1 protein-coding gene is annotated in these 368 nt (G+C 66.0%); it reads right to left on the bottom strand.

The window, feature by feature from the left end; genetic code table 11:
• A partial coding sequence (locus HIJ39_RS23475; RefSeq protein ID WP_169103419.1) for an NAD(P)/FAD-dependent oxidoreductase occupies positions 1–368 on the bottom strand: 368 nt, incomplete at both ends.

Below are 368 nucleotides of genomic sequence, written 5' to 3'. Positions count from 1 at the left end.
CGCCCGCCCAAGTCCGGATCGATGGTCGGTAAGACGGCCGGCGCCTGTTCCGCCACCGTCACGGCCAGTCCGCGGTGCCGCAAGGCATCGGCCATTTCCAGTCCGATGTAGCCCGCCCCAATGATGAGCGCGCGCTGCGGCTGGTGGGTGTCCAGATAGGCCGCCACCCGGAAACTATCCGCCATACTATGGAGCAAGAAGACTCCCGGGTGATCCACCCCCGGTATGGGCGGTCGAATGGGTTCTGCTCCCGTGCCGATCACCAGCTTGTCATACGGTACCGTCTCGGGGGCTTGGCTCTCGGTTTGCACCCGCACCGTATGTGACGCCGGATCGATGGCGAGCGCCCGGGTGTTCAACCGGACCCG

The sequence above is a fragment of the Sulfobacillus harzensis genome (assembly GCF_012933365.1).
In the GTDB taxonomy this organism is placed as follows: Bacteria; Bacillota; Sulfobacillia; order Sulfobacillales; family Sulfobacillaceae; genus Sulfobacillus_B; species Sulfobacillus_B harzensis.
The sequence above is the reverse complement of the archived record's forward strand: the minus strand, read 5'-3'. Positions and strand labels throughout refer to the sequence as shown.